Genomic DNA, 25801 nt, shown 5'->3' on the forward strand with positions numbered 1-25801 from the left:
ATCCCGGCTTTCGCCGGGACGAGCGGCCTTGGCGACTTCAGCCGCCAGACTTCAGGTAATCCAGCGCCATCAGCGCCTGAGCCCGCACGCCGGTCTCCATGGCGCGCTCATCGACGTCGAAGAACGGCGAGTGGTTGCCGCCCTTCGGGTTGCCGACGCCCAGATGATAGAAGAAGCCTGGGATCTCCTTCTGGAAGTACGAGAAGTCCTCGGCGCCCATAATGTAGTCGATGTCGTCATGGACATGGCCCTGCGCGGCGCGCGCCAGGGTCGGCTTCATCTGGTTGGTCAGGGCGCGGTTGTTGTCGGTGACCGGATTGGGCTGGCCCCAGTTGATCTTGCCGCTGGCGCCGTAGCGCTCGGTGATCGAGGCCACCGCCTTGTCGGCCCGGGCCATCACGTCGGTGCGCATGCCGGGGTCGAAGGTCCGCAGCGTCCCCGTCATCGCCATGTCCTCGGGGATGATGTTGTAACGCAAGCCCCCATGCAGGGTCGCGATGGTCAGCACCGTCGGGGTCTTGGAGACATTGATCTGGCGCGAGGCGATCTGGTTGAAGGCCGTGACGATGTCGGCGGTCAGCGACGACATGTCGATCCCTTGCCACGGCATCGAACCATGGGCCTGTTTGCCCTTCAGCTGGATCTCGAAGCGATCGGAGGCGGCCATCATCGGGCCGGGCCGCCAGACCAGGGTCCCGACCTCGCCCGGGAACGCATGCAGACCGAAGATGGCGTCGACCTTGGGGCTCTTCAGCACGCCTTCCTTGACCATCAGCGGCGCGCCGCCCTCCTCGCCCATCGGCGCGCCTTCCTCGGCGGGTTGGAAGATGAAGACCACCGTGCCTTCGATCTGGTCCTTCATGCCGGCGAGGATCTCGGCCGTGCCCATCAGGATGGCGACGTGGCTGTCGTGGCCGCAGGCGTGCATCACCGGCACGGTCTGGCCGTTGTATTGCGCCGTCACTTTCGAGGAGAACGGTAGGCCGGTCTGTTCGGCCACCGGCAGGGCGTCCATGTCGGCGCGCAGAGCCACGACCTTGCCGGGCTTGCCGCCCTTCAGGATGCCGACCACGCCGGTCTTGCCGACCCCGGTGCGGACCTCCATGCCCAGGGCCCGCAGATGGTCGGCGACGATCTTGGCCGTGCGGACCTCGTTGTTGCTGAGCTCAGGGTGCTCATGCAGGTCGCGGCGCCAGGCGATGACCTTGGGCTGCAGCGCCTTGGCCTTGGCGAACACCGCCGCGTCATAGGGCTTGGCCGCCGGGACCTGAGCCGCCGGCGCCTGTTGCGCCTGGGCCGAACCGGCCATCACCATCGCCGCGGCGACACCCGCGAACCAAACCGCCTTGGACATAGTTGCTCCTGCTCTAGGTCGACGGGCGAGCGATGCGCCCGCCGGTCATGGGCGCCGGAACGCCCGTGGTCTTGGGAAATGAGATCGGCAGGCCGCGAAGCGTGCGCGCCGCCAGATAGGCGAAGGCCTCGGCCTCGATGGCGTCGCCGCGCCAGCCATGATCCTCGGCGGTCCTCACCGGCACGCTCAGGCGCTCGGCGAAGGCCTTCATGATCTGCGGATTGTGCCGGCCGCCGCCGCAGACCACCAGTTCGGTCGGCGCCCCGCCCATCATGTCAAAACCCATCTTCAGGGCCTCGGCGGTGAAGGCCACCAGGGTAGCGGCGGCGTCCTCCAGCTTCAGGTGCTCCAGCGAGGTCAGCGAGAAGTCATAGCGGTCGAGCGACTTGGGCGGCGGGGCCTGAAAATAGGAATGGCCCAGCAGGCCGCGCAGCACGCCCTCGTCCACCTGCCCGACGCTGGCGTAACGGCCGCCGGCGTCAAAGCGCCCGGCGCCGCGATCCTGGACCAGCAGATCGATCATGCCGTTGCCCGGGCCAGTGTCGAAGGCCGCGATCTCGTCGCCGCCGGACCAGAAGGTGACATTGGCCACCCCGCCGACATTCAGCACCGCCAGCGGCGCGGCGATCCCAGCGGTTCTCGCGCGGGCCAGATGGTAGATGGGGGCCAGCGGCGCGCCCTCCCCGCCCGCGGCCACGTCGGCGGTGCGGAAGTCGTAGGCGACCGGCACGCCGGCGGCGTCGGCCAGCCATTGCGCGTCGCCCAATTGCACGGTGCGGCCGACGCGCCCCGCCTGCGGGCGTTCATGCAGCACGGTCTGGCCGTGCATGCCCATCAGGTCGATGTCCGCCCAGCTCAGCCCGTGTTCGGCCAGGAAGCCCTCGGCGGCTTCGAAATGCTCGCGGGCGACGGCGGCGGCGGCCTCCTGGAAGATCGCGGGCTCCGGCGCGCCGCGTTCCCATTGCAAGGCCTCGCGGGTGGCGGCCAGCGCGATGTCGCGCGTCGCCTCGGTCAGCTTGCGCTCCCCGGCAGGGCCGAAGGCCGAAATCGTTTCGCCATCGGTCTCCAGGATCGCCATGTCGCAGGCGTCGAGGGAGGTGCCGGTCATGAACCCGAGAACTCGCATGGAGCTTGACTGCCATGACCTACGCGCCGTAGCTAGCCGCCATGATCATCCGCGACGCCATCGCCGGCCGCTATTACCGCCTGCCCTAGAGCAGGCGCGGAACGATCCCTTGCGCCACCCCTTTCGAGGTCGGCGCCGCATCCCCAGGAAAATGACGGTCCCCGGCCTCTCGCCGATCAGGAGCCTGTCAGATGTCCCTCGAAAACTCCGACGCCTGCGTGTTACAGCGCCCTACAGAATCCCAGCCTTCAGAAGACCGCCCCATGTCCGCCGATCAGCCGTACAAGTCCTCCTTCCTGCAAACCATGCAGGAGCGCGGATACATTCATCAGATCACCCACCCGGTGGAGCTGGATGAAGCCGCCGGCAAGGGGCCGATCACGGCCTACATCGGCTTCGACGCCACGGCGTCCAGCCTGCACGTCGGCCATATGATCCAGATCATGATGCTGCGCCGGCTGCAGCAGGCCGGCCACAAGCCGATCGTGCTGATGGGCGGCGGGACCACCAAGGTCGGCGACCCGACCGACAAGGACGGCCAGCGCCCGCTGCTGACCGAAGCGCAAATCCAGGCGAACATCTCGACCATGAAGGTCAGCTTCGCGCGCTTCCTGACATTCGGCGACGGGCCGACCGACGCGGTGATGGTCGACAACGCCGACTGGCTGGACAAGCTGGGCTACGTCCAGTTCCTGCGCGACTACGGCGTGCACTTCACGATCAACCGCATGCTGTCCTTCGAGAGCGTCAAGCTGCGGCTCGAGCGCGAGCAGCCGATGACCTTCCTCGAGTTCAACTACATGCTGATGCAGGCCACCGACTTCCTGGAGTTGGAGCGCACGCACGGCTGCGTCCTGCAGATGGGCGGCTCCGACCAGTGGGGCAACATCATCAACGGGGTGGAGCTGATCCGCCGCGTCGACCAGAAGCCGTCCTTCGGCCTGACCACCCCGCTGCTCTCCACCGCCTCGGGCCAGAAGATGGGCAAGACGGTCGGCGGCGCGGTCTGGCTCAACGCCGACATGCGCAGCCCTTACGACTACTGGCAGTTCTGGCGCAACACCGAGGACGCCGACGTCGGCCGCTTCATGAAGCTGTTCACCGACCTCTCGCTGGAAGACATCGCCCGTTATGAGGCGATGCAGGGCGCCGACATCAACGAGGCCAAGAAGGTGCTGGCCAACGAAGCCACCCGGATGCTGCACGGCGAGGAAGCGGCGTCGGCCGCCGCCGAGGCCGCCCGCGTCGCCTTCGAGGTCGGCAGCGTCTCCGGCGACATGCCGACCTTCGAAGTGCCGAGCGCCGACCTGGCGGCCGGGATCGTCCTGGCCGCGCTGGCGACCGACGCCGGCCTGGCCGCTTCGCGCGGCGAGGCCAGGCGCCTGGCCCAAGGCGGCGGCCTGCGCGTCAACGACAGCGCCGAGGCCGACGCCAACCGCACGATCACCTCGGCCGATCTGGTCGACGGAGTCGTGAAGCTGGCGGCCGGCAAGAAGAAGATCGTTCTGGTGAAGCCCGTTTAGAACCACACCCCTCTACAATCGTCATGGCCGGGCTTGTCCCGGCCATCCATAAACACCGATGCTCGAGATTACCTCCGCCGGCTCGTGTCTATGGATCACCGGGACAAGCCCGGTGATGACGAGCTTGGTGGGGCTCAACACCCGGAAGGCACGCCCATGTCCGAACTGACCCAAGGGGCTCCTGCGCCCGACTTCGAACTGGCCGGCGCCGCGGGCCCGGTGACGCTCACGGGCTTCAAGGGCAAGCCGCTGGTCGTCTATTTCTACCCGAAGGACGACACCTCCGGCTGCACCAAGGAGGCCCAGGAATTCACCGCCCTGGCCGCCGACTTCGCCAAGGCCGGGGTCGCCCTGCTGGGGGTTTCCAAGGACAGCGTCGCCAGTCACGCGAAGTTTACGGCCAAGTACGACCTCGCCGTCCCGCTGGCCTCCGACCCCGAAGGGGTGATGATCGAGCGCTACGGCGCCTGGGTCGAGAAGAACATGTACGGCCGCAAGTACATGGGCATCGAGCGCTCGACCTACCTGATCGACGCCGAGGGCAAGCTGGCCCGAATCTGGCGCAAGGTTAAGGTTCCCGGCCACGCCGCCGAGGTGCTGAAGGCCGCGCAAGCCCTTTGAGCTTAAGCGTGCGGCTGCGACGGGTCGCCGCACGTACCGCCGTTCGTCGTCGTCGCCTGGAACCGTCCGACGCGCGCTCCTGTTGTAGATATGTCGCGGCTGTTTGCTATGTGTGATTGGCGGGGCCGTGACGCGACACCGTATCTAGCGGGACTATTCAGCTCCCGTTAACCAAGGAGTTAATACTCCAAGCTCACGCGACTCGCGCACGCTGCAGCGCGAAGGGCCTTGCGCGCCCTCCAAAACTCATTGCATATCGCCGGCACCCCCAGGTTCCGTAACCGATACGGTGAGCATGACACGCTTCGCGCGCCTTCGCCGATCGCTCGAAGAGCTATTTCCCGAGAGACACCTCTACGTCCGCTCCGGCGGGGAAATGCGCTCTTTCGTTCTGACGTCCGGCCGCCAAATGGTGATCGCCGGCGGTATCGCGGCCGGCGCGCTCTGGATGGGCGTCAGCACGGCGGCGATGATGGTCAACGCCATGGCCCTGTCCGGCCACGACCAGGAACTGGCCCGCATGGAGGCCAAGTCCGAGCGCCTGGTGGCCGACCGCGAAGCCCGTCTCAACAGCGCCGTCGCCCAGCTCAACGCCGCCGAGGGCGGTGTCGACACCCTGGCCGTCACGGTGGAGCGTCGCCACGCGGCGCTCGCCATGCTGCTCACCGAACTCAAGGGCCAGCCTGGCGCCACCGCCGCCCTGACCCCGTCCATCGAGAAGGCCACCAGCGCGCCGCCGAGCGCCAGTCCGCTGCGCCGCATCGAGATGGTTCGCGCCGGCCAGGAACGCCTGATCGACGCCGCCGACGACTTCGCCAAGACTCGCGCCGATCGGCTGCGGCTGGCCTTCCGTCTGGCCGGCCTGACCCCCTCCTCCTATATGCCCAAGGCCGGCTCGCTCGGCGGGCCGCTGATCGAGGCCAAGGACCCCCGCGCCCTGGCCGCCGTGCTCGACGTCGATGAAGGCTTCGCCCAGCGCATCCAGCATGCGGCGACGAACCTCTCCGAGGCCGGCTCCCTGGCTGAGGCGGCCACCCGCCTGCCGTTCGCCCGACCGACGACCTTGACCCCGCAGACCAGCAGCTTCGGCGTGCGGTTCGACCCGTTCACCCGTCGCCCCGCGTTCCATTCCGGGCTCGACTTCGCCGGCGCGACCAACACGCCGATCTATTCCACCGCGCCGGGCGTGGTGTCGTTCACCGGCGTCCGCTCGGGCTATGGCAACACCATCGAGGTCGATCACGGCCGGGGCTTCAAGACCCGCTATGCTCACCTGAACGGCATCGCCGTGCGTCCGGGGCAGCAGATCGCCGTCGGGCAGCGTATCGGCGCGATGGGCTCCACAGGCCGGTCCACCGGACCGCACCTGCATTACGAGGTCTGGGTCAACGGTCGCGCCCAGAACCCCAACCGGTTCATAAAGGCTGGCGATTATGTTCTCCAAAACGGCTAAGCCCGAAAAGGCTTCCGTGAAGTCCGACGCGTCCCTGTCGGCACAATCGAGCGACCCGGCCCGCAAGACGCCGCGTGCGGCCTCTCTCATCAGCGAAGACATCACCATCGAGGGCAGCATCGTCGGCGAAGGCGAACTGCATGTCGACGGCGTGATCCGCGGCGATGTCCGCATCGGCCGCCTGACGATCGGCGAGACCGGCCACATCGAGGGCTCGGTCCAGGCCGAGAGCGTCGAGGCCCGCGGCCGCGTCATCGGCACCCTGACCGCCAAGCAGGTCCGCCTCTACGGCACCGCCTATGTCGACGGCGACATCACCCACGAGCAGTTGTCGGTTGAAACCGGCGCCTTCTTCCAGGGCCGCAGCCTGAAGTTCCAGCGCCCCGCCCCGGTCGCGCTCGCCGCCCCGGAAGCCGCCAAGGAATCCCAGAGCGCCTGAGGCCTGGTTTCAGGCCGCCGCGTCCTCATAGGCGCCGTTCTTCAAGAGCGGCGCGCAATGGCTGACGTTCAGTTCCAGCGCGATCTCGACATCCATCGCGTGCTCGCGCCCGATCAGTTCCTGGCCTGAACGGCAACCGCGTAAGGTCTCGCCCAGATGCGGCTTGGCGCTGCGGAAGGCCTCACGCGCCACCAGCGCCTCGGGCTCGCCTGGCAAGTCCAGGGCCTCGATGATGGCGCCGGCCCCGATCAGATCCTCGATGGCCGGGCGCAGGCTGCCGTCGGCCCAGCGCTCGCCGGCCGGGATCACCGCGACATCCCCGCCCTCAGCCAGGGCGCGGGCCTTGGCGGCGACGGCCTGGGCGTTGCGCAGGCAGCCGGCCAGCACGATCGCCTTGCCGCAGGCCAGCGACAACCGCGAGCCGTTCGGCGAGGGCAACAGCAGGCGCTCTCCGGGATTGAGCTTCATCAGGCTGGCGGGCGACAGGCTGAGCTGTCCGCCGGCCTTGCGGCTCGCCGCCAGCCGGACGCCCAGTCGGGCGGCCTCGGCGCGGGCGGCGTCCTCGTCGCCATAGGGGAACGGGTGGATCCGCGCATGGCGATGCACCGCCACGTCCACGGCCGTCGAAAACGACAAGACGTCGACGATGACCACGACGGCGACGCGATCACGCAGGATCTCGACCCCGTTCGGCCCCCACTCGCAATGGACCTTTTGCATGTCGCACCTGCCTCTTATCCGGCGTCTGTGATCAGAACGCCGGACGCCGCCCAAATGCAAACTTGTCCTTAGCCCTCGAGGTCGCGAGTGTTCCCGACCTTCTGGGCCAGCGAGGCGCCCATGAAGGCGTCCAGGTCGCCATCCAGCACCCCTTGGGTGTCGGAGGTCTCCACCTCGGTCCGCAGGTCCTTCACCATCTGATACGGCTGCAGGACGTAGGAGCGGATCTGGTGACCCCAGCCGATATCGGTCTTTTGGTCTTCCAGGGCCTGGGCCTCGGCCTCGCGCTTCTGCAGTTCCAGCTCATAGAGCCGGGCGCGCAGCATCTTCCAGGCCTCTTCGCGGTTCTGGTGCTGCGAGCGCCCCGCCTGGCAGGCCACCGCCACGCCGGTGGGGATGTGGGTCAGGCGGACGGCGGAATCGGTCTTGTTGATGTGCTGACCGCCGGCGCCCGAGGCGCGGTAGGTGTCGGTGCGCACGTCGGACGGATTGATGTCGATCTCGATGGTGTCGTCGACCACCGGATAGACCCAGACCGACGCGAAGGACGTATGGCGCTTGGCCGCCGAATCGTAGGGCGAGATGCGCACCAGCCGGTGAACACCGGCCTCGGTCTTCAGCCAGCCATAGGCGTTCGGGCCCTTGACCTGCAGAGTGACCGACTTGATCCCGGCCTGTTCGCCGGCCGTCTCTTCCAGGAAGTCGACGGTCATGCCGTGAGCGTTGGCCCAGCGCGAATACATCCGCAGCAGCATCCCGGCCCAGTCGTTGGACTCGGTGCCGCCGGCGCCGGAATTGATTTCAACGAAGGCGTCGTTGCCGTCCGCTTCACCCGAAAGCAGGGCTTCGAGTTCAGCGCGCGCGGCGCGTTCCTTCAGGCTCTTGAGCTGGGCGCGAGCTTCCTCGAGGGAGGCCTCGTCGCCATCCTCATCGGCCATCTCGGCATAGCCCACGGCGTCGGCCAGGTCGCGCTCAAGAGATTGCACGGCCTCGACCTGAGCGGCCAGCTTGCTGCGTTCACGGGTGATCGCCTGGGCGGCGGTCGCGTCGTTCCAAAGGCTGGGATCCTCGACGCGGGCGTTAAGCTCGTCGAGCTTTCTTAGGGCAGGTTCCCAGTCAAAGTCGCCTCCTGAGCAGTTCAATCGACTGCTCGATGTCAGCCTTAGAGGCCTCGACATCCGCTCTCATGGGAATCTCCGAACCAGAAACGTTCTGGGGCGCGGCAGATAGCGCGCGTTTGCGTCCATGACAATGGTGAGGAGCAGATGCTCCCCACCCCAGGCCCTAGTAGAGCCCGGTCATGTCATCCTGCTTCTTCGGGGGCGGCGGAGGCGGAACGCCTTGCGGGGTCAGCTTGCCGTCCGGCCAGACCTGATTGTACGGCATCGGCCCGGCGCTCGGCGCGCCGCTCACGACCGAGGTCGCGACCCGCGGCTCGGTGCCGGGTCGGAAGGCTTCGCGAATGCCCCGGACGCTGGCGAACTTGGCGTTCTTCGGGGCCTTGAACTCTTCCTTCGGCAGGTCCTTGGTCGCCGCGGCCATGAACTCGATGAAGATCGGCACGGCGGCCGTGGTCCCGGTCTCGCCATTGCCCAGGCTGCGGTTGTCGTCGAAGCCGACGAAAATCCCGGCCACGATTTGCGGCGTGAAGCCGACGAACCAGGCGCTGCGGTACTCGTTGGTGGTGCCGGTCTTGCCGCCCACCGGACGGTTCAGCACCAGGGCCGAAGTCGCGGTGCCGCGTTGGACAACGCCCTGCAGCATCGAGGTGACCTGATAGGCGGTGATCGGGTCCATGACCTGCTGGCCGCCTGGCGGAACCCGCGGGCTCTCGTCGCCGCTGAACCCGGCGTCGCACTTCGGGCAATCGCGCTTGTCGGCCCGGAAGATGGTCTCGCCGTTGCGATCCTGGACCAGTTCGATCAGGTGCGGTTCGACCCGTCGGCCGCCGTTGACGAAGGTCGCGTAGGCGGAGGTCAGCTTGAAGGGCGTGGTCTCCCCCGCCCCCAGCGCCATGGCCAGGACCTTGTCCATCTTCTTGACCACGCCCATCCGCACGGCGAGGTCGCTGATCTTGCTCATGCCCACGCCCTGGGCCAGACGGACGGTCATGGCGTTGCGCGACAGCTCCAGGCCGCGCCGCAGGGTGAGCGCGCCATAGTAGCGGCGGTTGTAATTCTCAGGCGTCCAGCTCTCGCCGGCCTTGCCGCCCTGTAGGGTGATCGCCGAGTCCATCACGATGCTGGACGGCGTGTAGCCGTTCTCCAACGCCGCGGCGTAGACGATCGGCTTGAAGGCCGAACCTGGCTGGCGCATCGCCTGGGTCGCGCGGTTGAAGCTCGACAGCGAGAAGGAATAGCCGCCGACCATCGCCAGGACCCGACCGGAATTGGGCTCCATCGCCACCAAGGCGCCATTGACCTGCGGCACCTGACGCAGGCGGAATCCGCCGCCTTGCGCCGGTTCGACGAAGATCAGGTCGCCCGACTTCAGACCCTTGCCCGCACGGGCCCAGGCGACGTCCTGGCTGACGATCGAACCGGTCCCGCCATCGCCGCTCACCCGCACGCGGACATTGCCGCCCGAGGCCTCGGTGACCAGGGCCGCGCGCCAGGCGCGGCGCTCGGCCGGCTGGCTCTTCTTCTTGGCGACGTCTTCCCAGCCGTCGGCGGTGTCGACATGCGCCCAGGCGCCGCGCCAGCCGTGGCGGCGATCGTACTGTTCCAGGCCGTTCATCAGCGCCACCCGCGCCGCCGTCTGCAGCTCGGGATCGAGGGTGGTGCGCATGTAATAACCGCCCTCGTTCAGGCGCTGGCCCAGGGTCGCCAGACCCCGGCGGCGAACTTCCTCCACGAAGAAGTCGGCGTCGCGGTACTTGGCCCGCGTCGGGGCGTTCTGGACCTTGAGGTCCTCACGCTTGGCGGCCTCGGCGTCGGCCCGGCTGACCCAGCCGAGCTCGGCCATCTGGTCGAGGATCCAGTTACGACGGATGATCGCCTGCTGCTTGCGGCGCAGCGGATGATAGTTGTCGGGCCCCTTGGGCAGCGCCGCCAGATAGGCCGACTCCGCCAGGGTCAGATCGGTGATCGACTTGCCGAAATAGTTATAGGCGGCCGCGCCGACCCCGTAGGAGCGGTAGCCCAGCCAAATTTCGTTCAGATAGAGTTCGAGGATCTGTTCCTTGTTGAGCGTCTTTTCCAGACGCCCGGCCAGGATGGCCTCTTTCAGTTTGCGCCCAACGGTGGCGTCGCTGGTCAGCAAGACGTTCTTGGCGACCTGCTGGGTGATGGTCGAACCGCCTTCGAGGCGCCGGCCGTTCACCGCGTTCAAGACGTTCTTGGCCATGGCCCGCGTCAGGCCCATGGCGTCGACGCCGCCGTGGCTGAAGAAATTGCGGTCCTCGGCGGCCAGGAACGCCTGGGCCAGCTGCGGCGGGATGTTGTCGTAAGGGACGTAGATGCGGCGCTCGCGCGAGAACTCGCCGATCAGCACGCCGTCCCAGGCATAGGCCCGCGTCGCGGTCGGCGGGCGGTAATCCACCAGATCGCCCGCGTCGGGCATGTCGTGGAACAGCCATGCGGCATAGATGGCGATGGCGAACCCGGCCAACGCGATAGCGCTCAGCACCGCCACACCGGCGATCGCGATCCATCTTCCCGGGGGATTCAAAACTGACCGACCTCCGCAGGGCGAACCCTACCCGAAGCGTTCGGTCTAGCGTGCATCGGGCCGGGCGCCAACGGCCCTGCGACAGCTTAGCGCGAAGCCAGCTTCGTCTGCTGCCCGAAGTAGTCGTCGATGGCGTCGGCCACGCCGCTCATCAGACGGGTCCGGCGGCTGGGATCGCGCAGCACCGCCTCGTCGTCGGCGTTGGTGATGAAACCCATCTCCAGCAGCACGGCGGGCACGTCGGGGGCGAGCAGCACGGCCAATCCAGCCTCGCGGTGGCTGCGGCGCAGCAGCGGCTGGTGATCGCTGACCCGGTTCAGCAGCACCTCGGCGAAGGTCGCCGAGCGGTTGCGGGTCATGCGCTGGGTCAGGTCCAGCAGAATGGTCGAAACGCCGTTGTCGCCATGGGTTCCGGCCTGCATGAACCAATCGTCCTTGCTGACGAACTTGGCCGAACGGCCGGTCGCGCGGTCGGCCAGGGTGTAGACGCTGGCCCCGCGCAGGCTGGCGTCGGAGCCTGAATCCGCATGCAGAGAGATAAAGAGGTCAGCGTCGGCGCGCCGCGCGATCTGCACGCGCACGCCGTGGTCGACATAGATGTCGGTGTCGCGGGTCATCACGACCTTGTAGCGGCCGGTCTTCTCGAGCTGAGACTTCAGCGCCCGAGCCGCCGCCAGGGTGACGTCTTTTTCATTGCCGGCCGCGCCGCGCGCGCCGGGATCCTTACCGCCGTGGCCGGCGTCGATCACGATCACCTTTTTCAGCGGCAAGGCGGCCTTGATCGGCTTGATGGGGGCCGAGAGGAATCGGGCGCCGGTCGTCTGAGCCACCTGAACCGGCCCAGGCGCCTTGGCGGCCAGATCGACCACATAGCGATAGTTGCTCACCCCGTCGGCGGGCGGCAGCAGGAAACGGCGCTTGATTGTGGCGTCGGCCGCCAGGTCGAGACGCAGACGCGCGCCGCCGGGACCGTCGTCGACAACCCAGGCCTTCACCAGGCCCAGCCCGCCGCCCTGAAGGCCGCCTTCCACCGAGACGCCGGGAAGATTCAGCACCACGCGGCGATCATCGGCGCCGTCAGCCGCCACCTTGCCGGTGGCCGAGCGATTGAGATCGATGACGATGCGGGTTTCGGTGAGGTCGCCGCCGAGACGAACCTTCAGGACATCAGCGCCCGCGCCGGCCGCCTGGGCCCCTGCGACAGCCGCCAGACAGCAGATCGCGGCGCCGACGACAGCCAGCACGCCTTTTCTGCCGATCCTGAAGATGCCGCCCATACGCGCGCAGCCCCGCAACTAAACTGAAACGAACCTAACCCCCATATAGCGTCATGCGACATGGACAAACGGTTAACCCTGTCGTCACACTTTCCATCTTGGTGCGGCGGCTTTCCTTTTTGCGTCCAGTGTTGCAATGTCCGCTCGCGCTGGAGTGCGCGCGCTTTGCGTCGCAAAGCCGCCTTCCGCGCGAAAACCAGCCAGCGTTGGCTATTCGCCCTTCGGCGACAACGCATCATCCGATCCGCGCTCAATGTTGAGCGCGCCTGGGAACACACTAATGGGCAGCGCCGCTCGAGCCCTCTTCCGGCCTACCGCTCGTCTTGTCGGTTTCGACAACGCGATGAGCGGTGGCGTGCGCGCCCTCCTGACAAACCGGCGGCGCCCGAGCCGAGAGTTCGCGGCGCGCCACGGAGACGTATTTAATGTCCAAGAAGATGCTTATCGACGCCGCTCACGCCGAAGAGACGCGTGTGGTGGTGATCGACGGATCCCGGGTTGAAGAGTTCGATTTCGAGAGCCAGAACCGCAAACAACTCAGAGGCAATATCTATCTCGCCAAGGTGACGCGCGTTGAGCCGTCGCTGCAGGCCGCCTTCATCGAGTACGGCGGAAATCGTCACGGCTTCCTCGCCTTCAACGAAATCCACCCCGACTACTACCAGATCCCGGTCGCCGACCGCGAAGCGCTGATGCGCGAAGAGGCCGACGACGAGGACGATCACCACGAGTCGCGCTCGCGCTCGTCCGACGATGAGGACGAGGACGCCGACGAGGCGGACGAAGACGACGTCATGGAAGAAGAAGTCGCCCGGCGTCGCCGGCGGCTGATGCGCAAGTACAAGATCCAGGAAGTGATCCGCCGCCGGCAGATCATGCTGGTTCAGGTCGTCAAGGAAGAGCGCGGCAACAAGGGCGCGGCCCTGACCACCTACCTCTCCCTGGCCGGCCGCTACGGCGTCCTGATGCCGAACACCGCCCGTGGCGGCGGGATCAGCCGCAAGATCACCACCATCACCGACCGCAAGCGCCTGAAGGGCGTCGTCCAGAGCCTGGACGTGCCGGACGGCATGGGCCTGATCGTCCGCACAGCCGGCGCCAAGCGCACCAAGGCCGAGATCAAGCGCGACTACGAATATCTCCTGCGTCTGTGGGAGAACATCCGAGAGACCACCCTGCATTCCGTGGCCCCCGCCCTCATCTATGAGGAAGAGGACCTGGTGAAGCGCACCATCCGCGACCTCTACGATAAGGATATCGACGAGGTCTGGGTCGAGGGCGAGGCCGGCTTCAAGGAAGCCCGCGACTTCATGCGCATGCTGATGCCCTCGCAGGCCAAGAAGGTGCAGCCGTACCGCGAGGCCACCCCGCTGTTCGTCAAGCACCGGGTCGAGGACCACCTCAGCCAGATCTACACGCCGGTCGTGCCGCTGCGCTCCGGCGGCTATCTGGTGATCAACCAGACCGAGGCCCTGGTCGCCGTCGACGTGAACTCCGGCCGCGCCACGCGCGAGCGGAACATCGAGGCCACCGCCCTCAAAACCAACATGGAGGCGGCCGAAGAAACCGCTCGCCAGCTGCGCCTGCGCGACCTAGCCGGCCTGGTGGTCATCGACTTCATCGACATGGATGAGGCGAAGAACAACCGCGCCGTCGAGAAGAAGCTGAAGGACGCGCTGAAGGACGACCGCGCTCGCGTCCAGATGGGCAAGATCAGCTCGTTCGGCCTGATGGAGATCAGCCGCCAGCGCCGCCGTTCGGGCGTCCTGGAAGGCACCACCCACGTCTGCGAGCATTGCGCCGGCACCGGCCGCGTGCGCTCGGTGGAGTCCAGCGCCCTCGCCGCGCTGCGCGCCGTCGAGATCGAAGCCCTGAAGGGCGGCGGCGAAGCGACCTTGAAGGTTCCGCGCGCCGTCGGCCTCTATATCCTCAACGAGAAGCGCAACCATCTGGCGCGCCTCCACGAGAACCTCGGCCTGTTCATCACCATCGCCATCGACGATGCGCTAGCCCACGCCGATCACGAGATCGAGCGGACCGCCAGCGAAACCCGGCCCGAACACACCGCCCTCGTCCATCAACCCGCCGCCCACGCCTACGCTCCCATCGACGACGACTTCGATGACGAAGCTGTCGAGGACGAGGAGGAAGACGAGGAAGAAGAAGACGAGGACGAAGAGGCCATCGAGCGCGAGGCCACCGACGACGACGAGGCCGAGCAGCGCGTGCAGGACCACGAGGACGATGGCGAAGAGCGCGGCGGACGCCGCGGTCGCCGCCGTCGCCGGCGTGGACGTCGTGACGGTGAGCCGCGCGAAGCCGGCGCCGCCGCCGTCGCGCCTGGCGTGCCCAGCGAACAACCTGCCCGCCCCGACGACACTGAAGACGACGGCCAAGGCGGCCGGCGTCGTCGCCGTGGTCGCCGCGGCGGTCGCCGCATGCGCGACGATGGTCGTCCGACGGACATCTTCTCGTGGACCCGTCCGTGGGTGCCGTATGGCGAGGATCCCTTCGTCTGGCACGATCCGGCGGAAGACTTCCCGGCCGCCCGTGCGCCTGCTCCGGTCGCCGCCAATGACGAGGCGCCCGTCGCCGAAGTCGCGGCTGCGTCCCCGGTCCTGAGCGCTCAGCCGGAATTCGACGGCGAAATCTGGGTTGAACTGCCCGCGGTCGAGGAAAAGCCGAAGAAGGGCCGCTCGCGTCGTGGCCGTGGACGCGGCAAGGGCGACAGCGACGAAGCCACGGTGGAAACCGCGGCCGAAGCGCCCGTCGAAGCCGAAGCCGTGATCGAAGTCGCACCGGAACCCGAGCCCGCGCCGGAACCGGTCGTCGAGGTCGAGGCCCCGCCGGCCAAGAAGCCGCGCGCACGCCGCACCAAGGCCTCCATCGCTGCTGAAGCCGCCGCTGCTGAAGCCGCCGAGGCGGTCGCCGAACCGGTGGCCGAGGTCGTCGTCGAGGCCGCGCCGGAACCCGCGGCGGAACCGGAGCCCGCTCCGGAGCCGATCCCCGTGGCCCGCGAACCGGACCCGGCGGAGATCTCCTCCAAGCCTGCCGCTGCGCCCCGCAAGGGCTGGTGGCGTCGCGGCTAGACCGCATATCGGAAAATGGAAACCGGCCGCGCAAGCGAGCCGGTTTCCACTCCGCATGAAGCGCGTTAGGTTTCCATGATGGGGCTTGGCGGGGGGCGCTTGGAGTTGTTCGGCATGGTTTCCCCTGCCCGCCCGTTTTCCCGGATCGCGATGGCCGCTGTCGCGGCGCTGAGCCTTGCGCTGCAATCGGTTCCGGCGCGCGCGGAAGACGGCGTCGCCCTGATCCGCGACACCGAGATCGAGGAAATCCTGCGCAAGGATTCCGAACCGATCTTCAAGGCCGCCGGCGTTGATTCGAGTTCGATCGAGATCCTGCTGATCGGCGGGAAGGACATGCAGGCCTTCGCCGGCCCGGGCGTCATGGGCGTCTATACCGGCCTGATCCTGGAATCGCAGAACCCCAACCAGCTCCAGGGCGTCATCGCCCACGAAGTCGGCCACCTCGCCGCCGGACACTCCGCCCGTTCGGGCGAGATGACGGCGGCCGGCATGAAGCCGTTCCTGCTGACCATGGGCCTGGGCGTGCTGGCCGCGCTCGCCGGGTCAGGCGAAGGCGCGGCGGGCCTGATCGGCAGCGCCAGCTATTTCGGCACCCTGGGCGCCATGGGCTATAGCCGCGAGCAGGAAAGCCGCGCCGACCAGGCGGGCGCGGCGATGCTCGAAAGAGCCGGACTGTCCGGCAAGGGCCTGGCCGACTTCTTCGACAATTTCCGCTACCAGGAGGTCTTCCAGGAAGCGCGGAGGTTCGCCTACTTCCGGTCCCACCCGCTCTCGTCCTCGCGGATCGAGGCCCTGCGCCACCGGGTGGAGCAGAACCCCCACTACAACACCCCCGACACGCCCGAGGCGCTCTTCGAGCACAATGTCATGAAGGCCAAGCTGGACGGGTTCCTGAACCCGACCGTGGCCATCACCAAGTACACCGAGAAGGACGCGTCCTACCCGGCGCGTTACGCCCGGGCGATCGCCTACTACCAGATGAAGCAGCCCGATCAGGCCCTGAAGCTGATCGACGCCCTGCTGACCGAACAACCGACCAACCCCTACCTTTGGGAATTGAAGGGCCAGGTGCTGTTCGAGTTCGGCCGCGCGGTGGAGGCCGAGGCGCCGCAGCGCAAGTCGGTGGAGCTGAAGCCCGACGCCCCGTTGCTGCGCATCAATCTCGGCCAGACCCTGATCGCGCTGAACGACGACAAGAAGGTCGAGGAAGGCGTCGGCGAGCTGCGCAAGGCGCTGACCCAGGAACACGACAACGCCACGGCCTGGCGCATCCTGGCCCAGGCCTATGACAAGCAGGGCAAGGAGGGCCTAGCCCGCCTGGCCACCGGCGAATACTTCTTCGCGCTCGGCGACGCCCAGCAGGCCCGCGTCTTCGGCATGCGGGCCCGCGAAAAACTCGACAAGGACACGCCGGAATGGCGCCGCGCCACCGACATCGTCCTGACCTCAAAACCCAGCAGGGACGATCTCAAGGATCTGGCCTCCGAAGGCTCGATCAACCGGCGTTCCTCACGCTGACGCTTCGCAAACCTCCGCTTCTCACCTATTTGGCCTACATGACCATGACCTCTCGCGCGGCTCTCGCGCTCTGCGCCGCTCTCGCCCTGCCGCTCGCCGCCTGTGCGAAGGATCCCGACGCCGCCTTCGGCCAGAAGGTGCGCGCCTATCTGCTCGCCCACCCCGAAGTGATCGAGGAGGCCGTGCAGAAGCTGCAAGAGAACAAGCAGGTCGCCGCCGCCGAGGCCGCCAGGGCCTCGCTGGGCAAGTTCCGCGCCCAGCTGGAACGCGACCCCCGGGACTTCGTGGCCAATCCCGACGGAAAGATCACCGTCGTCGAGTTCTTCGATTACCGCTGCGGCTACTGCAAGGTCAGCGCGCCCGAGGTGGTGAAGCTCATCAACGAGAACCCCGACGTCCGCTTCGTCTTCAAGGAATTCCCCATCTTCGGCGGCGAATCGAATCTCGCCGCCCAGGTCGCCCTGTCGCCGGTGGCCAAGCCTAAGACCAAGGCCCTGTTCACAGCCTTCATGGCTGAGAAGGCGCTGGACGAGGCCGCCATCGACCGCCACCTGCGCGCCGCCGGGATCGATCCCGCCATCGCCAAGAAGGAAGGCGCGTCGGAAGCCGTGCAGAAGCACATCGCCGACACCCGCGCCCTCGCCCAGGCCCTGGCGATCGAGGGTACGCCAGCCTTCATCATCGGTGATCGCCTGATCCCCGGCGCCGATATGGCCGCCGTGCGCGCCGCCATCGCCGAAGCCAAGACCGGGACCTTGAAGACCGTCCCCAACGTCAAGCCGTCCTAACCGGGAAGTCGCCGCCGAAACTCAGGCTTCCCGCCATCCGACGACGCAGCTAGGCTCCCCTCGGGGAACTTAGGAAACAGTCCGTCCGACAACGGGGGAGCCTGAGTAAGAACATGCACGAACGTGTGTTGGTTATCGGGGCCGGTATAGCTGGACTTTGCACGGCGCTGGCCTTGGCGCCGACTGGACGCGACATCGTCATTCTTGAACGTGATCCGTCGCCGCCGCGTGGCGACGCCGATGAAGCCTTCAAGGATTGGAACCGGCGCGGCGTCGGCCATCTCCGCCACAGCCATGCGTTCCTGGCGCGGCTGCGCACCATCATCAAGACCGAACACCCCGAACTGCACGCCGAGCTTCTGCGCGCCGGTTGCCGCGAAATCGGCTTCGACCGGATGCTCACCGACATTCACCGCGCCGACTACCGGCCGCAGGCCGAGGATCGCGACTTCGTCGTCCTGACCAGCCGGCGCACGACGCTGGAGCTGGTGATCCGGCGCTATGTCGAACATCACCCCAATGTCCGCATCGCCTCGGAGACCTTCGTCCGCAAGCTGCTGACCCAGGCGACGCCCGAAGGCCTGCGCGTGGTCGGGGTCTCGGTGGCCGACGCCAACGGCCCGCGCGACGTCATCGGCGACATCGTGATCGACGCCGGCGGCCGGACCTCCTCGGGCATCGAACAGCTCATGGAGGAAGGGGCTGTGATCCCCGAGGAGAGCGAGACCGCCGGGATCCTCTACTTCACCCGCCACTTCCGACTGCAGCCCGGCGCCAGCGAGCCGCCGCGCAGCAAGCTGGCGGCCACCGGCGATCTTGGCTTCCTGAAGTTCGGGGTGTTCCCAGGCGACAACGGCTGCTTCTCCATCACCATCTGCGTGCCCGAGATCGAGCTCGAGCTGCGCAAGGCGATGGTCGACCCAGAGGTCTTCAACGCCGTCTGCGCGCGTATTCCGGGCCTGGTTCCGTGGATCGATCCGGCGATCGCCGAGGGCGTCAGCCGGATCTACGGCATGGGCGAGTTGAACAGCCGCTGGCGCGATCTCGCACCCGAAGGCGCGCCGTCGGTGCTGGGATACTTCGCGGTCGGCGACAATCTTATCCGCACCAATCCGCTCTATGGCCGCGGCTGCTCGTTCGCCGCCGTCAGCGCCTATCTGCTGCGCGACGTCCTGGTCTCCACCGAGGACGCCGGCGAGCGCCTGATCGAGTTCCAGGCGCGGGTGAACGCCGAACTCCACCCCTACTATCTCAACATGCGCGACCAGGACCGCTCGGCCATCCGCCGCGCGCGGCAGAACCTGACCCCCGGCTATCGCCCCAACATCAAGAGCCGGGTCATCAAGAGTTTCCTGGAGGACGGCGTGAACATCGCCGTGCGGTCGGACGCCAACCTGCTGCGCGAGGCGCTGCGCGGCTTCCACATGCTGGAGCACCCCTCGGCGTGGCTGAAACGCCCGGACAATCTGGCCAAGATCCTGCGCTACTGGCTGCGCGGCAAGGCCCGCAACGCCGAGGCCTATCCGCCCAAGCTGGGACCAGGCCGGATCGAGCTGATGCGGTCCGTCGGCCTCTCGCCTGAGGCCGACATGATCCGCGCGGCCGCCTAGCCTTCGGAAACCGCGTTGAACAACCCGCCACGGGCCATCTGATCGCGGGTGGCCTCAGGCGCCAGCGTCGCCATCTTGTCCAACTCAACCAGTTCCGGCGGCACGTACCAGTGCAGGGTGTCGGCGTGGTAGGCCTGCCAGACCACCTTGGCGACCTCGACCGGCGGGATGGCGCGGAACATGCCGTCCTTGGGCGCGCCCTCGACGACGCCAGGCGGCAGGATCGGCGTGTCGATCACGCCCGGCAGGACGTCGGCCACGCGCACGCCATAGGCCTTGAACTCCACCGACAGGGCTTCAGAGAGCCCCTTCACGGCGTGCTTGGTCGCCGAATAGACCGCGATATTGGCCATGCCGAAGGTGGCCGACGACGAGGAGGTGGTGAAGCAGAGCGAGTTCGGCGTGGCCTTCAACAGCTCGATCCCCGCGTGGATTCCGATCAGCACGCCCATCAGGTTCACCTGGACGACGGCGATCACGTCTTCAAAGGGCTGGTCGGCGAAAGGTCCGCCACGGCCGATGCCGGCGTTGTTGAACAACAGGTCGAGCTTGCCTCCCGTCGCCTGGGCGAAATCGGCCAGGGCGGCGCGATAGTCCTCGCGGTCGGTGACGTCCAAGGTGCGGACGATGCAGGCGCCTTCGCCAAGCTCGGCGGCGAGCGCGCTCAGCCCGGCCTGGTTGACGTCATAGCCGCCGACGAACCAGCCCTTTTCAGCGAACAGCCTGGCGGTCGCCAGGCCCATGCCGGAGGCCGCTCCGGTGATGAAAATCGACTTGCGTCCGTTCGCCTGGCCCATCGCGCTTCCCTTTTCCTCAGGCGCGCGGTGTCATCCCGCGCTGCTTCAGCCGCCACACCAGCACATCGAAGCGGTCTTGTCCGAAGAAGGGCTCATCCTCGAACACCATTGTCGGCACGCCCCAGTGGCCCGCCTCGCGGTGCGCGTCCTGGTTGGCCTGGATTTCAGCGGCGATCCCCTCGGCCTGGGCCAGGGCCGCACTGGAGAGCAGATCGATGTCGAGACCGGCGCGGGCGATAGCCTCGCGAAGCTGATCGCCCTCGTTCCAGGGGCGTTCGCCGCCCTGCCAGATCAGCCGGCTGACCTCGTCGTAGAAGGCCAGCCCCGAGGGCGTGCGGCCCGCCAGCACGCCCAGCGGCATCAGCAGGTCCAGGTGCGGCTGTTCCTTGGCGCCGTTCAGGGTGGCGAAGTCGACGACCACGGGATCGGGCTTCGGCCAGGCCAGCGGCAGCTCCAGGAAATCGGCCAGCCGCCGAATGTCGCGCATCAGATAGGGGATGAACAACGGGTCCTGCTTGGTGAAGAACCCTTCGGAGCGGACCGCCAGCGGGTAGACCGCCCGCACCTTGATGTCGACGTCCCAGGTCTCCGCCAATTCCCGCAAACGCGGCGTCACCAGATAGGAATAGGGACTGCGGAAGGACCAGAAGACGTCGACGCTGAGAGCCATCAAATCAAACCGGATAAGGGTGAGGATGGCTCAGCATACATACGTTTTGGCATACGTCCTGCCAAAAACGATTCCCGACCGGCGATCACCGCATGCTTCATCGCATTGGCCATGCGAATCGGCGATGTCGCGCCGGCGATGGCGGTGTTCATCAGAACCGCGTCGCAGCCGGTCTCCATGGCCAGGACCGCGTCCGACGCCGTGCCGACGCCGGCGTCGACCAGCACCGGGACCTTCGACTGCTCGATGATCAGGCCAAGGTTCAGGAAATTCTGGATGCCCCTGCCCGATCCGATCGGCGCGGCGGCCGGCATGATCGCGCAGGCCCCGGCGTCTTCCAGCTTTTGGGCGTAGACCGGATCGTCGCTGCAATAGACCATCACCTGGAAGCCGTCGGCCACCAGCAGCTTCAGCGCCCGCAGGGTTTCTTCCATGTCCGGCAGCAGATGCTTGGTGTTCGACAGCACCTCCAGCTTCACCAGATCCCAGCCGCCCGCCTCGCGCGCCAGGCGCAGGGTGCGGATGGCGTCCTCGCCCGTGAAGCAGCCGGCGGTGTTGGGCAGGAAGGTGAACCGCTCAGGGCTCACATAGTCGACCAGCATCGGCTGATTGGGGTCGCTGAGGTTCACCCGGCGCACGGCGACCGTGACGATCTCGGCGCCGGCCGCCTCGGCGGCGGCGGCGTTCTCGGCGTAGTCCTTGTACTTGCCGGTGCCGACGATCAGCCGCGAGGTGAAGGTGCGGCCAGCCACCGTCCACGTGTCGCCCTGTTGGATAGACCCATCCATGTCAGCCGCCTCCGATAAAATGCACAATCTCGATCCGGTCGCCGTCAGCGATCGCGGTCTGCAGATAGGCCGAACGCGGCACGATCTCCAGATTGCGTTCGACCGCCACCTTACGCGCGTCCAGGCCCAGTTCGGCCACCAGAGCGGCCAGCGTCGACAGGGTTCCGAAGGCCCTTTCCTCGCCGTTTATGGTCAGCGTCATGACGCCCTCGTGAAGCTTGAAGTTTCCGAATGCTTGTGACCCCCGCCGCCGACCGTTACAAGACGGCGGAATCGACGGCGGAGCCGAATGTCGAAACCGATCTATGTGCTTAGCGGGCCCAACCTCAACCTCTTGGGGGTCCGGGAGCCGGAGATTTACGGGAAAGAGACGCTGGAGGACGTGCGCACTCGTTGCGAGCGTCGCGCCGGCGCCCTTGGCCATGCCGTGATCTTCCGCCAATCCAACCACGAGGGCCAGTTGATCGACTGGGTGCAGGAGGCTCGTACAGAGGCCTGCGCCCTGGTGATCAACCCGGCGGGCTACGGGCATACGTCCGTCGCCCTGCTGGACGCCCTCAAGACGCTCGATATCCCGATTGTCGAGTGCCACCTCTCGAACCCGGCGGCGCGCGAGACGTTCCGTCGCGAAACCTATGTGTCCCTGGCCGCCACCGGAGTCGTCTCCGGCTTCGGCGGGGCAAGCTATGAACTGGCCGTCGAGGCCGCCGCGGGCCTGGCCCGCTAAGCCTCAACCCAAGTTAAGGAATTAAATATGGCTAGCAGTCCCAAGGCTCCTGCCGATCCGATCGACGCCCGCATGGTGCGCAAGCTGGCCGATATCCTCACAGACACCGGCCTGTCGGAAATCGAAGTCGAGTGCGATGGACTGAAGATCCGGGTGGCCAAGACGCTGACCTCGGCCCCGATTCAGTACGCCCCTGCCCCGGCCCCCGTCGCTGCGGTCGCCGCGCCTATCGCCGCCCCGGCCGGTGAGGCCCCTGCGCCAGAACGTCGCAAGGGCGACGTCGTCAACTCGCCGATGGTCGGCACCGTCTACCTGCAGCCGCAGCCCGACTCCCCGGCCTTCGTGAAGGTCGGCGACATGGTCAGCGCGGGTCAGACCCTGCTGATCGTCGAAGCCATGAAGACCATGAACCCGATCCCCGCGCCCAAGGCCGGCAAGGTCGTGGAGATCATCGTCGAAGACGCCCAGCCCGTCGAATTCGGCGAGCCTCTGGTGGTCATCGAGTAGATTCGATGTTCGACAAAATCCTCATCGCCAATCGCGGCGAGATCGCCCTGCGGGTCCATCGGGCCTGTAAGGAAATGGGTATCTCGACGGTGGCGGTCCACTCGCAGGCCGACGCCGGCGCCATGTGGGTCCGGCTGGCCGACGAGAGCGTCTGCATCGGTCCTGCGCCCGCGGCCAAGAGCTACCTGAACATCCCCTCGATCATCGCCGCGGCGGAGATCACCGGCGCCCAGGCCATTCACCCGGGCTATGGGTTCCTCTCGGAAAACGCTCGGTTCGCCGAGATCGTCACCGCCCATGGCCTGACCTTCATCGGTCCGACGTCGGACCACATCAAGATGATGGGCGACAAGATCACCGCCAAACAGGCGGTGAAGGCGGCCGGCATCCCCGTGGTGCCCGGCTCCGACGGCGCCGTCACGACCGAGGAAGAGGCCTTCGCGGCCGCCAAAGAAATCGGCTTCCCCGTGCTGATCAAAGCCGCCGCCGGCGGCGGTGGTCGCGGCATGAAGGTCGCCCAGACCCAGGAAGACCTCTACGAGGCGGTCTCCACGGCCAGGGCCGAGGCCCGCGCGGCGTTCGGCGACGACGCGGTCTATATGGAGCGCTACCTCCAGACCCCGCGCCACATCGAGATCCAGGTCATCGCCGACAAATTCGGCAATGTCTGCCATCTGGGCGAACGCGACTGCTCGCTGCAGCGCCGCCACCAGAAGGTGCTGGAAGAAGCCCCCTCGCCCGTCATCGACGCCGCCGGCCGCGCCAAGATCGGCAAGGTCGTGGTCGATGCGGTCAAGGCCATCGGCTATCTCGGCGTCGGCACCATCGAGTTCCTGTACGAGAACGGCGAGTTCTTCTTCATCGAGATGAACACCCGCCTGCAGGTCGAGCACCCGGTCACCGAGGCCATCACCGGCATCGACCTGGTCCGCGAACAGATCCGCATCGCCGCGGGCCTGCCGCTGTCGTTCCGCCAGGAGGACGTGGTCTTCGAAGGTCACGCCATCGAGTGCCGGATCAACGCCGAGAACCCGAAGACCTTCGTGCCCTCGCCGGGCCTGGTCACCGACTTCCACGCCCCCGGCGGCCTGGGCGTGCGCCTCGATAGCGCGCTCTACGCTGGCTATTCGGTCCCGCCCTACTACGACAGCCTGGTCGGCAAGCTCATCGTCCACGGCCGCGACCGCGAGGAGTGCATCGCGCGCCTCAATCGCTGCCTGAACGAGATGGTGGTCGGCGGTATCGAGACCTCGATCCCGCTGTTCCAGGAACTGCTGCAACAGCCTGACATCCTGGCCGGCGACTACAACATTCACTGGCTGGAACGGTGGATGAAGGCGCAGGCCGAGGCTTAGAGGATCGCCGTCAAGGCCGCATGGACACCTTCGGCCCCCGCGATCTTCTGGAGTGCTACGCGCGCGGCGTCTTCCCGATGGCCGACGCGCGGGAAGACGAAAGCGTCTTCCTGATCGATCCGGAAAAGAGAGGCGTGATCCCGCTGGACGGGTTTCACGTCTCCCGGCGACTTGCCCGCACGGTGCGCGGCGATCCCTTCGAAATCCGTATCGACACCGCCTTCCCGCAGGTCGTGCTGGAATGTGCGGCGTCCAAGCCCGGCCGCACTGAGACCTGGATCAACGGCGTGATCGAGGACCTCTACGCCCAGCTGTTCGAGATCGGCCACGCCCACAGCGTCGAGTGCTGGCGCGACGGGCGCCTGGTCGGCGGGCTGTACGGCGTGTCGCTGGGCGGAGCTTTCTTCGGCGAGAGCATGTTCTCGCGTGAGACCGACGCCTCGAAGATCGCCCTGGTGCATCTGGTGGCCCGGTTGATCGCCGACGGCTTCCGACTATTGGACGCCCAGTTCATCACCGAGCATCTGACGCAGTTCGGGACGCAGGAGATCCCGCGCGCCGAATATCAACGCCGGCTGGCCCGGGCGCTGCCGGTGGCGGCCGATTTTCAGCGGGCGGCGACGGGCACGGGCGCTGCGGCCCTGCAGGTGATCAGCCAGGCGTCATAGACCGGGTGCTGCAGCGGATGCAGCCCAGGTGACGACGCATACATCCAGCCTCGGAAGGTCTGGCGCGCCGGCGGGGTCGGCTTGCCGGGGGCGGAACGCGGCTGCGATTCGACCGTCATATAGGCCATCGAGTCCTCGACCGGCTCATCAGCCGCCGAGCGCTCGCAGGCCTTCACGGTGAAGACCAGGTTCTTGTAGCGGACCGGCCGCCCGACAGCGGCCTCGAAGCGGATCGATTCCGCAGAGATCTTGTCCAGCGCCTGGATCACCGCGACGTCGTAGCGGGCGCGCTTGATCGCCGCTTCGGTCGGTTTGGCGGCCACCGTCGCCTTGGGCGGCGGCGCAGGAGCGACATCCTCGTCGGCGATCGGCGGCGGCGCGGCTACCGGCGGCGGCGCAATCACCTGGACCGGCGGGGCTTCCTCGGCCGGGGCGGGCGCGACAACGGGCGGGGCCGCCGGCGTTGCGGTCGGCGCAGGGGTAGGCGACGGCTGCGCCGTCGCAGGCGCGGCAGGAGGATTGGCCGGCGGCGTGGGCTGCGCGGCGGCGCTGGTCGCGGTCAGCGCAAGCAGGACGGCGATGGTGCTAGCCCGCGCCATGACTATTCCGGACGCCAGGCCTCGTAGTCGCCAGTCGCCTTCTGGCGCTCGCCGCTGCGGGCGATGGAGCCCTGCGGACGCCAGGCGTGAACCGTGCCGGTCAGGTTAGGGATATGGTCCAGTTCCCAGGGCTGCCGCTTCAACGGCTCGAGCGTCGGCGGCAGTTCGAAGGTGTGGTGCAACCAGCCGTGCCAGTCGGGCGAGACCTTCGAGGCCTCGGCGTAGCCGTTATAGACCACGTAGCGGCGCTTACGGCCGTCGTACGAATCCTTGGTGTCCTTGGCTTCGTAGTAGCTGTTGCCCAGCTCGTCCTTGCCGATGAAAACGCCACGGCGACCCAGGGTGAAGCGGATGCCGATGGTCGCGCCGTTCCACCAGGTGAAGATATTCTTGAGCACGTTTGGGAGTTCCGGACAGAGCTAGAGAAGCGCGCGGACTATAGGTGGCGCGCCGGCGAGCGTCCAGCGGCGCGAGCGACGCAATATGTTGGGGATACCGCCAAC

At 67.1% G+C, this 25801-nt stretch carries 24 protein-coding genes; 12 read left to right on the top strand and 12 right to left on the bottom strand.

Annotated elements, in window-relative coordinates:
• Window positions 1-37 precede the first annotated feature (37 nt).
• Together ASE02_RS12480 and ASE02_RS12485 are read right to left on the bottom strand one after the other, a co-directional pair.
• On the bottom strand, window positions 38-1354 hold the full coding sequence (locus tag ASE02_RS12480; protein WP_235536683.1) for an amidohydrolase: 1317 nt from the start codon (window positions 1352-1354) through the stop codon (window positions 38-40).
• A 13-nt stretch (window positions 1355-1367) separates the two neighbouring features.
• The gene (locus ASE02_RS12485; protein ID WP_056734612.1) at window positions 1368-2480 is read right to left on the bottom strand and encodes an anhydro-N-acetylmuramic acid kinase; all 1113 of its coding nucleotides are present in this window, start codon (window positions 2478-2480) and stop codon (window positions 1368-1370) included.
• Window positions 2481-2671: 191 nt separating this feature from the next.
• On the opposite strand from ASE02_RS12485, the gene tyrS reads away from it, so the two are divergent.
• From tyrS to ASE02_RS12505, 4 genes are all read left to right on the top strand, one after another.
• Complete coding sequence (tyrS, locus tag ASE02_RS12490; protein ID WP_162257167.1) at window positions 2672-4003, top strand: tyrosine--tRNA ligase; 1332 nt, start codon at window positions 2672-2674, stop codon at window positions 4001-4003.
• A gap of 156 nt (window positions 4004-4159) precedes the next feature.
• On the top strand, window positions 4160-4624 hold the full coding sequence (locus tag ASE02_RS12495; protein WP_056734616.1) for a peroxiredoxin: 465 nt from the start codon (window positions 4160-4162) through the stop codon (window positions 4622-4624).
• A 289-nt stretch (window positions 4625-4913) separates the two neighbouring features.
• Window positions 4914-6077, top strand: coding sequence for a M23 family metallopeptidase (locus ASE02_RS12500; RefSeq protein WP_056734618.1), 1164 nt, complete (start codon window positions 4914-4916; stop codon window positions 6075-6077).
• Complete coding sequence (locus ASE02_RS12505) at window positions 6058-6516, top strand: polymer-forming cytoskeletal protein (protein WP_056734619.1); 459 nt, start codon at window positions 6058-6060, stop codon at window positions 6514-6516. Before ASE02_RS12500 ends, ASE02_RS12505 begins: the two co-directional genes overlap by 20 nt.
• Before the next feature lie 9 nt (window positions 6517-6525).
• On the opposite strand, the gene ASE02_RS12510 is transcribed toward ASE02_RS12505, so the two are convergent.
• The 4 genes from ASE02_RS12510 to ASE02_RS12525 form a co-directional block, all read right to left on the bottom strand.
• Window positions 6526-7236, bottom strand: a complete 711-nt coding sequence (locus ASE02_RS12510) for a 2-phosphosulfolactate phosphatase (RefSeq protein WP_056734621.1) — start codon at window positions 7234-7236, stop codon at window positions 6526-6528.
• A 68-nt stretch (window positions 7237-7304) separates the two neighbouring features.
• Window positions 7305-8424 (bottom strand): peptide chain release factor 2 gene (gene prfB / locus ASE02_RS12515; RefSeq protein WP_156406027.1). Its coding sequence is split into 2 segments (ribosomal slippage): window positions 7305-8354 and window positions 8356-8424, totalling 1119 coding nucleotides; the frame shifts between segments, so codons are not numbered across the junction.
• Window positions 8425-8520: 96 nt separating this feature from the next.
• On the bottom strand, window positions 8521-10863 hold the full coding sequence (locus ASE02_RS12520; RefSeq protein ID WP_369818554.1) for a penicillin-binding protein 1A: 2343 nt from the start codon (window positions 10861-10863) through the stop codon (window positions 8521-8523).
• Between the two features lie 128 nt (window positions 10864-10991).
• Entirely contained in the window at window positions 10992-12182 is a 1191-nt protein-coding gene (locus tag ASE02_RS12525) for an N-acetylmuramoyl-L-alanine amidase (RefSeq protein WP_056734626.1), read from the bottom strand.
• 425 nt (window positions 12183-12607) lie between these two features.
• Between ASE02_RS12525 and ASE02_RS12530 the strand changes: the two genes are divergently transcribed.
• The 4 genes from ASE02_RS12530 (at window position 12608) to ASE02_RS12545 (ending at window position 19187) form a co-directional block, all read left to right on the top strand.
• Window positions 12608-15271: a ribonuclease E/G gene (locus ASE02_RS12530; RefSeq protein ID WP_056734627.1), complete on the top strand. Its 2664-nt coding sequence runs from the start codon at window positions 12608-12610 to the stop codon at window positions 15269-15271.
• A gap of 114 nt (window positions 15272-15385) precedes the next feature.
• Window positions 15386-16789 carry a M48 family metalloprotease gene (locus ASE02_RS12535; protein ID WP_056734947.1) on the top strand — a complete coding sequence of 468 codons (1404 nt, stop codon included), beginning with the start codon at window positions 15386-15388 and terminating at the stop codon, window positions 16787-16789.
• 38 nt (window positions 16790-16827) lie between these two features.
• Window positions 16828-17577: a DsbA family protein gene (locus ASE02_RS12540; RefSeq protein ID WP_056734949.1), complete on the top strand. Its 750-nt coding sequence runs from the start codon at window positions 16828-16830 to the stop codon at window positions 17575-17577.
• A 113-nt stretch (window positions 17578-17690) separates the two neighbouring features.
• Window positions 17691-19187, top strand: coding sequence for an NAD(P)/FAD-dependent oxidoreductase (locus tag ASE02_RS12545; RefSeq protein ID WP_056734629.1), 1497 nt, complete (start codon window positions 17691-17693; stop codon window positions 19185-19187).
• Here ASE02_RS12545 and ASE02_RS12550 read toward each other — a convergent pair.
• The 4 genes from ASE02_RS12550 to thiS are packed head-to-tail and all read right to left on the bottom strand — an operon-like array spanning window position 19184 to window position 21644.
• Entirely contained in the window at window positions 19184-19984 is an 801-nt protein-coding gene (locus tag ASE02_RS12550; protein ID WP_056734631.1) for an SDR family oxidoreductase, read from the bottom strand. The genes ASE02_RS12545 and ASE02_RS12550 overlap by 4 nt on opposite strands.
• 16 nt (window positions 19985-20000) lie before the next feature.
• Window positions 20001-20654, bottom strand: a complete 654-nt coding sequence (locus ASE02_RS12555; RefSeq protein ID WP_056734633.1) for a 2-hydroxychromene-2-carboxylate isomerase — start codon at window positions 20652-20654, stop codon at window positions 20001-20003.
• Window positions 20654-21442, bottom strand: a complete 789-nt coding sequence (locus ASE02_RS12560) for a thiazole synthase (protein WP_056734635.1) — start codon at window positions 21440-21442, stop codon at window positions 20654-20656. Before ASE02_RS12560 ends, ASE02_RS12555 begins: the two co-directional genes overlap by 1 nt.
• A 1-nt stretch (window position 21443) precedes the next feature.
• Window positions 21444-21644 (bottom strand): sulfur carrier protein ThiS, encoded by a 201-nt coding sequence (gene thiS / locus ASE02_RS12565; RefSeq protein WP_056734637.1) that lies wholly within the window; start codon window positions 21642-21644, stop codon window positions 21444-21446.
• An 87-nt stretch (window positions 21645-21731) separates the two neighbouring features.
• Between thiS and ASE02_RS12570 the strand changes: the two genes are divergently transcribed.
• From ASE02_RS12570 to aat, 4 genes are read left to right on the top strand one after another with little or no spacing between them, the layout of a single operon-like run.
• The gene (locus ASE02_RS12570; protein WP_056734639.1) at window positions 21732-22169 is read left to right on the top strand and encodes a type II 3-dehydroquinate dehydratase; all 438 of its coding nucleotides are present in this window, start codon (window positions 21732-21734) and stop codon (window positions 22167-22169) included.
• 27 nt (window positions 22170-22196) lie between these two features.
• A complete protein-coding gene (gene accB, locus ASE02_RS12575; RefSeq protein WP_056734641.1) occupies window positions 22197-22676 on the top strand; it encodes an acetyl-CoA carboxylase biotin carboxyl carrier protein in 480 nt (159 codons plus the stop codon).
• A 5-nt stretch (window positions 22677-22681) separates the two neighbouring features.
• Window positions 22682-24031: an acetyl-CoA carboxylase biotin carboxylase subunit gene (accC, locus tag ASE02_RS12580; protein ID WP_056734642.1), complete on the top strand. Its 1350-nt coding sequence runs from the start codon at window positions 22682-22684 to the stop codon at window positions 24029-24031.
• Between the two features lie 20 nt (window positions 24032-24051).
• Window positions 24052-24699 (top strand): leucyl/phenylalanyl-tRNA--protein transferase, encoded by a 648-nt coding sequence (aat, locus tag ASE02_RS12585; RefSeq protein WP_056734644.1) that lies wholly within the window; start codon window positions 24052-24054, stop codon window positions 24697-24699.
• Here aat and ASE02_RS12590 read toward each other — a convergent pair.
• Window positions 24639-25298: a DUF2155 domain-containing protein gene (locus ASE02_RS12590; protein WP_056734646.1), complete on the bottom strand. Its 660-nt coding sequence runs from the start codon at window positions 25296-25298 to the stop codon at window positions 24639-24641. The genes aat and ASE02_RS12590 overlap by 61 nt on opposite strands.
• Window positions 25299-25300: 2 nt before the next feature.
• The gene (locus tag ASE02_RS12595) at window positions 25301-25696 is read right to left on the bottom strand and encodes an NADH:ubiquinone oxidoreductase subunit NDUFA12 (RefSeq protein WP_056734647.1); all 396 of its coding nucleotides are present in this window, start codon (window positions 25694-25696) and stop codon (window positions 25301-25303) included.
• Between the last annotated feature and the right edge of the window lie 105 nt (window positions 25697-25801).

Source organism: Phenylobacterium sp. Root700 (assembly GCF_001429025.1).
Lineage (GTDB): Bacteria > Pseudomonadota > Alphaproteobacteria > Caulobacterales > Caulobacteraceae > Phenylobacterium.

Coding starts and splice junctions, on each gene's coding strand:
- ASE02_RS12480 (WP_235536683.1), bottom strand. CDS start 1,354: ATGTCCAAGGCGGTTTGGTTCGCGGGTGTCGCCGCGGCGATGGTGATG.
- ASE02_RS12485 (WP_056734612.1), bottom strand. CDS start 2,480: ATGCGAGTTCTCGGGTTCATGACCGGCACCTCCCTCGACGCCTGCGAC.
- tyrS (WP_162257167.1), top strand. CDS start 2,672: ATGTCCCTCGAAAACTCCGACGCCTGCGTGTTACAGCGCCCTACAGAA.
- ASE02_RS12495 (WP_056734616.1), top strand. CDS start 4,160: ATGTCCGAACTGACCCAAGGGGCTCCTGCGCCCGACTTCGAACTGGCC.
- ASE02_RS12505 (WP_056734619.1), top strand. CDS start 6,058: ATGTTCTCCAAAACGGCTAAGCCCGAAAAGGCTTCCGTGAAGTCCGAC.
- ASE02_RS12510 (WP_056734621.1), bottom strand. CDS start 7,236: ATGCAAAAGGTCCATTGCGAGTGGGGGCCGAACGGGGTCGAGATCCTG.
- ASE02_RS12525 (WP_056734626.1), bottom strand. CDS start 12,182: ATGGGCGGCATCTTCAGGATCGGCAGAAAAGGCGTGCTGGCTGTCGTC.
- ASE02_RS12530 (WP_056734627.1), top strand. CDS start 12,608: ATGTCCAAGAAGATGCTTATCGACGCCGCTCACGCCGAAGAGACGCGT.
- ASE02_RS12535 (WP_056734947.1), top strand. CDS start 15,386: ATGGTTTCCCCTGCCCGCCCGTTTTCCCGGATCGCGATGGCCGCTGTC.
- ASE02_RS12540 (WP_056734949.1), top strand. CDS start 16,828: ATGACCATGACCTCTCGCGCGGCTCTCGCGCTCTGCGCCGCTCTCGCC.
- ASE02_RS12545 (WP_056734629.1), top strand. CDS start 17,691: ATGCACGAACGTGTGTTGGTTATCGGGGCCGGTATAGCTGGACTTTGC.
- ASE02_RS12550 (WP_056734631.1), bottom strand. CDS start 19,984: ATGGGCCAGGCGAACGGACGCAAGTCGATTTTCATCACCGGAGCGGCC.
- ASE02_RS12555 (WP_056734633.1), bottom strand. CDS start 20,654: ATGGCTCTCAGCGTCGACGTCTTCTGGTCCTTCCGCAGTCCCTATTCC.
- ASE02_RS12560 (WP_056734635.1), bottom strand. CDS start 21,442: ATGGATGGGTCTATCCAACAGGGCGACACGTGGACGGTGGCTGGCCGC.
- thiS (WP_056734637.1), bottom strand. CDS start 21,644: ATGACGCTGACCATAAACGGCGAGGAAAGGGCCTTCGGAACCCTGTCG.
- ASE02_RS12570 (WP_056734639.1), top strand. CDS start 21,732: ATGTCGAAACCGATCTATGTGCTTAGCGGGCCCAACCTCAACCTCTTG.
- accB (WP_056734641.1), top strand. CDS start 22,197: ATGGCTAGCAGTCCCAAGGCTCCTGCCGATCCGATCGACGCCCGCATG.
- accC (WP_056734642.1), top strand. CDS start 22,682: ATGTTCGACAAAATCCTCATCGCCAATCGCGGCGAGATCGCCCTGCGG.
- aat (WP_056734644.1), top strand. CDS start 24,052: ATGGACACCTTCGGCCCCCGCGATCTTCTGGAGTGCTACGCGCGCGGC.
- ASE02_RS12590 (WP_056734646.1), bottom strand. CDS start 25,298: ATGGCGCGGGCTAGCACCATCGCCGTCCTGCTTGCGCTGACCGCGACC.